The organism is Pseudanabaena sp. 'Roaring Creek' (assembly GCF_001402795.1).
Classification (GTDB): Bacteria; Cyanobacteriota; Cyanobacteriia; order Pseudanabaenales; family Pseudanabaenaceae; genus Pseudanabaena.
In genome coordinates, this window is record NZ_LIRE01000489.1 from 1 (window position 1) to 7,077 (window position 7,077).

Sequence of the window (7,077 nt, forward strand, 5' to 3'; positions counted from 1 at the left end):
TTTGATCAAAAGAGCTACAAGAAGTCTTTTAAAAGTGTTACAAAGCAACACTTTTAAAAGACTTCTTGGTTTGGATTTGAGCGCAAAGCGCTGTAATATCAATTCACTAAAGTGAGCCAACACTTCAGTGAATAAAAAACAAACCCAGTAAGGTTTTGAGATTCCCAAAATGGCGCAGCCATTTTGGGAATTGGTATAAATTGGGATTACAACCTAGTGGAACGTGAGTTCTAATTTGAAACGGTTTTTGAAAATTTGCCAGCTTAACCCGAACTGACATTAGCTATTTATATTTAAGATATAGCAGTCCTAAATCATTTATGAGAAAAATAGGGCTCTTCGACTTCGCTCAGCCAAAGTATCCCGATGGCTGAGCGAAGTCGAAGCCTCTCACAACTCATTCAGGATTGCTATATAGTGATATTCCGTCTTCAGTTCATTTTTTAGCTTTAAGCTTTTATTTAGCCAATAAATTTCCATATTATGCATCTTAAGAAACTTAATATCTTATCCAATAGCTTAGGTTTAGCAGCGATTGCCTCGATTGTAACGATTTCCTTATCAGCCTGTAATGCAACACCTAATCCTGAAACATCTTCTAGCTCAGCAGCTACCCTTGCTACCCCTAGCTCTAGCCCTGCACCCGCAGCTAAGGAGATGATGCAAAATGGAGGTAATATGCACATGGCGATGGATTTGGGAATAGCCGATGCGAACTTTGATCTACGCTTTATCGATGCGATGATTCCTCATCATCAAGGAGCTTTAGATATGGCAAAAGACGCTAAGGGAAAATCTCAACGCCCTGAAGTTCAAAAGCTAGCTGATGAAATTATTAAGGCGCAAACTAAAGAAATCGCCAATCTGCAAGCTTGGCGTAAACAATGGTATCCCTCTGCGAGTAATATGCCTATGGCATATAATGCTCAGATGGGACATACGATGGAAATGACTCCTGATCAAATCAAGGGCATGATGATGAGTCAAGATTTAGGGGCAAAGGATGCCGAATTTGATTTCAGGTTTATCAATGCCATGATTCCGCATCATGAAGGTGCTGTGTTAATGGCAAAAGATGCATCAATTAAGTCTACCCGACCAGAAATTAAGAAGCTTGCCCAAGATATTATTTCTTCACAACAAGCAGAAATCAAACAAATGCAGGAATGGAAGAAAGCTTGGTATAAAAAATAGACGATTTTCGGCAAATCCAAGGAGATAATATCCAAAATTTTCGCCAAGGTTAATATTTGTTGTGATTGGACGGAGATTGTTGAGCGCAGTCGAAGTTTGCCATCTATCAAAATACTGAGCTAGTCTTCCGAGCAGTTATACCAAATCACAAAATGGCTATGCCATTTTGTGATTTTAAAACCCTTACTGGGTTTGGTTTTCAATTATCAAAAGTGTAGCCACACTTTTGGTAATTGGTATTAAGGCAATGGTCAGCTAAAGCGTGATCGACATATTTGCATCTTTTTTGTTGTCATGAAATGGGGATTTCACAATCCATCCCCCATTAGCTGACCAGTGCCCATGAAATGGGCTTTGCCCACTTCTATTCAACCCAAACTGACGTTAATGGAGATAAGTATTTGCCCATGCTTTCTGAGAATGTGGCTCACAATATGTTATTCTTAAAATTAAGGGAGTAGGTAAAAAATTTACTAAATCAAACAGATATGCAAGGGAATAGGCGTATTAAGTGTTGTAGTAGACACTAGTGGCTTAACTACATCTATTTTTATTAGCTTTTATTTTTATCAGCTTTGATCAGTTTTGCATATCGTCAAGAATGCCTCGCAGTTCATGCTCCCCCATGAACAAGAGACAGGTCGTAAGGTGCAGTTATCTGTCGCTACATACTAGGGTATCTGTGCCTTGCTTTTGCTATATATTTGCCGCCAGTCTTTTTATAACCAGTTAAGAAATGACTACGCCATTTCTTAACTGGAAACCCTTACGTTGCCTATAGGTTTAGTTGTTAATTCACAAAAATGTTGTCACATCTTCGTGAATTGGTATCAGGACAGAGGGTTGCCGCGCGGAGCGCGGCAACCCTCTGTCCTGATACAGTTGGCGGTAGCTATACATTAAAAAAATCCCGATAGCTGATAAAGCCGACGAAGAATTGCCATAATTTTTTTGTCGTAATTAATATCCTCTGCCCATCGTCCTGTCAGTTGTCCCAGTAGAGGAGCCGTGCCCCGCTTGACGATACTAAACCTCGGATCGACTAAGGGCTGTACTAAAGGTTTGGTGGTGGCATAGGCTTTCAAATGCTGAATTTGTGCCCTTACCCCAATGCGCTGATCGTCAAAGCGATCGCCCCTAGCTCCATGACCAGTTGCACCTATGCCACCAAAATTATTTTGTTCGGGTCGAACATCCCCATCAAATTGCAAGAAACCCGTTTCCAGACACATTTGACAAAAGGCAATGTCATGGTTAACGCCTTCGATCGCTCCTTCTTCTCGATAAATGGTTGGTAAGTCTCCATAGAGATTTAAAGGGGCTTGGTTAATTTGTAAGAGGCGTAGAAGTTGGACTTCGGAAGTAGTCCCATCCCCCATGATGCGATCAATTCTCCCAGCGAGCACGCGAGAACATAATTTTTCGCGATTGGCGGCACTGGTAAGAGCCGACATACCTTGGGCTTGAGCAGTATCTTTGCCAAGGCGACCGAATGCACATAGGGCGATCGCTCCAACTCCGTATTGAAGAAACTGCTTCCTTCTCATAAACCTTCTATTAACCGCTGTAGGTTGTCTAATTACTAATTAACTAAGCGCTAATTAACTAAGCACTAATTAACTAAGCACTAATTAACTTTGTTGTAATAGACATTAATGAGACTGTCCTGTTTCTGGCAAGGGGGATTTGACGGATATTGAGTACGCGGATCGCTGCAACTGCGAGGATCTTGCGAATAGGCGGAAGCACTCCCTGTAAATGGAACTAGTAAAGCTGAAGCAGAGATGACAGATAGTAAGAATTTCATAATAATGACCTTGATGATAGATAATTGATTTTTTGAGGTTAAAGATATTTATATCCAATTAAAATGATGTTTAATTGATTTCTTGTTTTTTTGAGCCATTTAGCTTAATTAGATAGAAGCTTATATTTCTAAATGTTAACCAAGACGATGTTTAAGGAAGTTGGGAATGTCCATCCCCCGATCGTTCGCGGCAGACTTGCCTGTGTAGAGAAGGCTATCGGAGACAGCTTCGATCAGGGCTGGATTTGCAGTTGATGCTTTTGCCAAATCCAAAAACAAGCTCTCAATTTTTTGCATTGACTCAATGACGTGATGTTTGATCTTGATGCAATCGGTGGCTAACCAAAAGGATTGAGACTCTTCAATAGAACAATCAGCGATCAGGATTTCTATCTCATCTAGCAAACAATCCACTTCATTTGGTGAGTCTTGGGGTTGCAGTTCGGCATCATGGAACAATAGCCGAGGTTGAAAATAATGTGAATAGATAGGGGGGGTGGGGAAGGCATCACTTTGCATACATCCCCCCTAGTTTGGAAATGCCAAGTGAGGATAGGTAGAGTTGCTCACTTGGTGGTTCGGTTTGGTGAGATGGGCGCAGTTTAGGATAGGTGAGATCGGCTAAAACTTCTAAAATGCGGCAAAAATCTCGATGTCTACGTCTACCACTCAGAAATTGAGGCATTTCCGATGAATGGACATTTTTTTGCCAGTAATGGCGCAGATTGGCGATCGCATTCCAAAAGCGACACATCTCCTCATGGGTACAAGCTAGTAGAAAGCTCTCGATTTCATGGAGCAAATACGAAAAGCGATCGGCAATACTTGGACGAACCCCAAGCTGTTGGGAATACAAAGGCATCGCCAAGGGGCTGGGGATTAAATTAAGGTGACGTTGGGGCAAATGATGGGGGGCGCTCATGTTTCAATGCCTCTGCTTGTGAGGTTATATGAGGAAAAGTCGTTTTTTGTCGGAAAACATAATTTCCCTATTGCTATATGCACTTACCAGTGATACAAGAGTTAAATATTTCTTTATGTGAGGGTAAGTGAGCTTAACGGTTAGTACAAAGGACTTAAGGCTGAGTAAATCAACTACATAAGCTTTGTTGAGAATCAGCATACGACTCAAATTTCAATTTGCACACCAGAAAAAATAGTATTTTTTGTCAGTAAATACATGAATAAATCCAAAAAAATTAATCAATAATATAGGGAGTAATTGATAAATATCCAATCAAAAGTTAATCCAGTATTTGATCTGTTATTTATTAGTAGCTCTATACCAATGTCTTTATATATTTGCCAAATAAATTTGTTTTAAATATCCCTATTAGCTTGCAAATATATTGGTATCGGCAAAAACAAGATCCTTAGGTATTTTGCTTGCAAAAACAATAATTTATAGATAAAGTGGCTGCACCTGATTTTAAACCCAACCCCAAGAAGCTTATAGACAAGGGTTCATCAGAAAAGACAAGAAAAAATTGCTACCTATTAAAGCTGATGTCAGACTAAATCTGGATCTGGATAAAAATTAGGCAAAGCCATTGCAAATACAAAAATATATGTTATTTATCTAACGTGAAAAAACAAGAATATGCAAATTAAATCATCTGCAAAAGCTGGAATTAGTCATCCCCTAAACAAGATCGACTTCATCGACTGATAAATAAAGACAGTCATATGAGTTTAAGCAAACATCAACTGTTTATTTGAAATCTAGAGTCCTTTAAATTTATTTCAACTTTTGCCCTTACTAATCCAATACCGAGACATTAACTGAGAGGAGTTACGACCATGACCACGATAACCATTGAAGATGCGATCGCCATCGTTGATGCTGCCATAAAGGATAAGCGTCTCAGCAATATTCAGGAGCAACTACTCCGCCAAACATGGGAGGGCAAGACCTATGCCGAGATTGCCGAATCCTGTGGCTATGATTCCTCCTACATTCGGGATGTAGGTTATCGTCTATGGCAGATATTAACTAATGCTTTTGGCGAAAGGGTGACCAAGCACAATCTCCAAGTGGTGGTAAGGACTCAAGCTAAGCGTTTTCGATCTAAAGCAGTGACGAGTGACATCCCCCCATCGACGAATCCCCTGAGTCTTGTCAATCCTCACAATCCCGAACCAGTGACGGTGCATATGAATCACCTAGATGTCAAACGCTGCGATTGGGGTAATGCGATCGATACTTCAATTTTTTACGGCCGTACGGAAGAACTTGAAACTGTGAAAAATTGGGTGATCGACGATCGCTGTCGGCTCTTGGGTGTATTTGGAATGGGAGGCATCGGCAAAACCGCCTTTGCGACCAAGCTAGCAGAACAGGTACAGTCGGACTTTACCTTAATTGCTTGGCGATCGCTGCGTAATGCGCCAACCGTGGAAGTAATGTTGGGGGAATTAGTGAGCTTTTTGACAAACCAAGAAATTGCGGCATTACCACAGGATTTCGACCGTCTTTTAGGAATGTTGATTGCCGTTTTGAAGCAATCGCGATGCTTAATCGTTTTAGATAATGTCGAGTCAGTTTTGCGTAGTGGCGAAATTACGGGGCAGTATAACGAAGGTTACGAAGGTTATGGGGAATTGTTCCGTCAAGTAGGCGAGGTAAGACACCAGAGTTGTTTGATTTTGACCAGTCGCGAAAAGCCCCATGATGTGTTACCCCCCGATAGTAGCGATCGCCTAGTGCGGTCTTTACAACTCACGGGCTTAAAAGAAGAAGCCAGACAAATGTTTCAACCAGAATTAGCGATCGCCCCTGAGACTGGTAAGTTGATCGATTTTTATTGTGGTAATCCTCTTGCGCTAACGGTGGTATCCCGTTCGATCCACAGTATGTTTGATGGTGATATCCAAGAGTTTATCGATCAAGATGCCAACGTGTTTGGCGATATTCGCTATCTTCTCGATCAACAGTACAGTCGCCTTTCCGAACGCGAGCAACAGGTAATGTATTGGCTGGCGATCGAGCGCGAACCGATTACTACCGACAATCTCCGCCAAGATATTGTGCCGATGATTTCCAAATCGCAAATTTGGGAATCGGTCATCTCCCTACGGTGGCGATCGCTGATCGAAAAGAATGCCAATAGCTTCACCCAGCAGCCCGTAGTCATGGAATATATGACTGCGCGCTTAATCGATGAAGCCTATCATGCGGCGATCGCAGGCAATCCTGAATTCCTCATGAGCTATGCCTTGATTCAGCCCCGCGCGGAAGACTATATTCGCGAAACCCAGATCCGCCAAATCCTTCAGCCCCTGAGCGATCGCCTCCTCGCCCACTATGGCAGCATCGATACTTTACAGCGCGAATTGCAGATTTTGCTGGAGACTTTGCGCGATCGTCAAACGGCGATCGGCTACGCCCAAGGCAATATCATGAATCTATTACGCGCATCCCAAAGCGACCTCACCCAAAGCTTTTGCCGCTTCCCCGAACGAGTTACAGAACATTCTGACTTACAAATTCTAGAGCGTTTGCTCGAAAGCGATCGAGCTGGGGGGCTTGCCACATGGGATCATCGTATTCCTTGGGCAAACAATCCCCTCGCTCAACAAACTTCCGAATCCAAAACCCAGATCCGCAGCAAAAATCTCTATTACCAATGGACAGAAGGTTCTCTCGAACAGTTACAACAAGAACTCAAGCAACAGCCCAAACTCCGTAAGAAGTACCATGCTTGGTTAAATGAGACTGAATTTGCCGCGATCGATGCTGATTTTGAAGCGGTCAAAATTACCGATACCCTCAATCAACCCGTTGAAGCCAGATTAGTCTTTATCAATGAAGTCAATATTGTAGAACCACCGATCGGTTTACCAACCCCAAGCGATCGTCGTGCGGAAGTAAGAAGAAGAAAGCAAGCATTGCAAGCCAATCGCTCGAAAAAATTGGGTTAGTCACCAGTATGAGGACATAAAACCCTAAAGCTGAGTGGTGGCGCTTTGCGCCACCACTCAGCTTTAGGGACATACAGCAAACCTTAAGTAGTTATATGATATGTTCAATGCCTTTTATAGCTACAGTCACTTGACTTAGGACAAATCAAACCCCA

At 42.1% G+C, this 7,077-nt stretch carries 6 protein-coding genes; 2 read left to right on the forward strand and 4 right to left on the reverse strand.

The annotated features are described in order from the left end of the window. Positions 1 to 483: 483 nt before the first annotated feature. Positions 484 to 1,194, forward strand: a complete 711-nt coding sequence (locus tag AC805_RS15365; RefSeq protein ID WP_055076233.1) for a DUF305 domain-containing protein — start codon at positions 484 to 486, stop codon at positions 1,192 to 1,194. Positions 1,195 to 2,093: 899 nt separating this feature from the next. Here the strand turns inward: AC805_RS15365 and AC805_RS15370 are convergent. The 4 genes from AC805_RS15370 to AC805_RS15380 form a co-directional block, all read right to left on the reverse strand. Beyond that, the gene (locus AC805_RS15370; protein ID WP_055076234.1) at positions 2,094 to 2,741 is read right to left on the reverse strand and encodes a glucosaminidase domain-containing protein; all 648 of its coding nucleotides are present in this window, start codon (positions 2,739 to 2,741) and stop codon (positions 2,094 to 2,096) included. 80 nt (positions 2,742 to 2,821) lie between these two features. Next, positions 2,822 to 3,001, reverse strand: coding sequence for a hypothetical protein (locus AC805_RS25660; RefSeq protein ID WP_156341420.1), 180 nt, complete (start codon positions 2,999 to 3,001; stop codon positions 2,822 to 2,824). Between the two features lie 135 nt (positions 3,002 to 3,136). Beyond that, a complete protein-coding gene (locus tag AC805_RS15375; RefSeq protein ID WP_055076235.1) occupies positions 3,137 to 3,520 on the reverse strand; it encodes a hypothetical protein in 384 nt (127 codons plus the stop codon). Next, positions 3,510 to 3,923 carry a hypothetical protein gene (locus AC805_RS15380; RefSeq protein ID WP_055076236.1) on the reverse strand — a complete coding sequence of 138 codons (414 nt, stop codon included), beginning with the start codon at positions 3,921 to 3,923 and terminating at the stop codon, positions 3,510 to 3,512. Before AC805_RS15380 ends, AC805_RS15375 begins: the two co-directional genes overlap by 11 nt. Positions 3,924 to 4,801: 878 nt before the next feature. Here AC805_RS15380 and AC805_RS15385 point away from each other — a divergent pair. Further along, complete coding sequence (locus tag AC805_RS15385) at positions 4,802 to 6,922, forward strand: NB-ARC domain-containing protein (protein WP_055076237.1); 2,121 nt, start codon at positions 4,802 to 4,804, stop codon at positions 6,920 to 6,922. Positions 6,923 to 7,077: the final 155 nt, after the last annotated feature.